At 49.3% G+C, this 1,175-nt stretch carries 1 protein-coding gene; it reads right to left on the reverse strand.

The window, feature by feature from the left end; translation table 11 throughout:
- Window positions 1-310: 310 nt before the first annotated feature.
- Complete coding sequence (locus Q5Y71_RS16855) at window positions 311-955, reverse strand: SOS response-associated peptidase family protein (protein ID WP_306043236.1); 645 nt, start codon at window positions 953-955, stop codon at window positions 311-313.
- Window positions 956-1,175 lie beyond the last annotated feature (220 nt).

Genomic DNA, 1,175 nt, shown 5'->3' on the forward strand with positions numbered 1-1,175 from the left:
CTTTCAGCCATTTTGACCTGTGAAAAATCTCTTCACATTTCTTCAAAACTCTTCATTTTGTGAAATCCCAAAACTCGCTACAGCCCACGGCTAACGGGGGTTTGCGGTGTTTTCCAATTTCATTGGGTAAAGAAAAACCCAAAACCAGCAGGCGTGGGGAGGAGTGATCGCCATGCCTTTTGAGGAATTCAATTCTGTTGGCTTTGATGTCAGTTACTTAGTTAAATATTTGAATTTTAGAGGCTTGTTTAATTTGGCGGCGTGATAAACCTTCACCGCTTGCGGCAAAATACAATGAAGAGAATTGAAATCAGGATAGGTCCAGCGGCTCGCCGGTGTAGTGCGTAGAAGTCGCCCTTTCCAACGGCCGCACCGACAGCGGATGTCCGGCGTATTCAATATGCGGATGCAGGTAGGGTTCAAAGGAGGCGGTACCCTCTCCTCCGCTGAGCCAGCTCTGCACAAAGTCTTGATCGGCCGGCGCGACCATGGGCAGGGATTTATCGTGATACTTCCTGGTCCTGGGATGGGCCGCAATGGTGATGATGGAACAGCTCAACACGTCGCCCCAGGTCTTATATAGCCCGCAAAAGAAAAAGGGTTCGCCATAACTAAATTCAACCGGATTCTTGCCATGCAGACTTTCCACCCAGGCGGTGGCGGGAATCAGGCAGCGAGATTTGCGGTACTCGGGGCGCTTGCCCAGCTTCTGCCAGTTGCTGTTGATCGACCAATATTTGCGGTTCGGCTTCCAGTTGTCGCCATCGCGTTCCAGATATAGATGCCAGATTGCGGTTTCCACTTCCGGCTCCCCATGCCTGGCAGTGACAACGGAAATCTCCTGGGTGGGCCGTCTGCGGCGGCCATACAACATGCGCTTCGGATGGTGTACTCCATACTCCTTTAGGAAGCGCTCCATGCCGGCGTGATCATCCACATCGAACACACTACACATCTGTGCCAACCCCTTTACCAGATTTCCTTATTTGAGACTTTTTCCCAGATCCTATGTTAGCCGGAATCTCTCGTGAGCAATGCCATTTTCTTCATCCAGATTCATTTGCCCTACCAATCCCCAAATAAATCTTGAAAAAAGCTCAGCCTCTTCGGGATTGTATATTACTGAATCCATTAGGCACGAAACAATCAACCATAAAAAAATGTCCTAATGTTTA

Origin of the sequence: Microbulbifer sp. 2205BS26-8 (assembly GCF_030731025.1) — a bacterium.
Taxonomy (GTDB): domain Bacteria; phylum Pseudomonadota; class Gammaproteobacteria; order Pseudomonadales; family Cellvibrionaceae; genus Microbulbifer; species Microbulbifer spongiae.

What these genes read in the sequence shown, in the direction of transcription:
- Q5Y71_RS16855 (WP_306043236.1), bottom strand. Translation starts at nt 955, where the DNA reads ATGTGTAGTGTGTTCGATGTGGATGATCACGCCGGCATGGAGCGCTTC.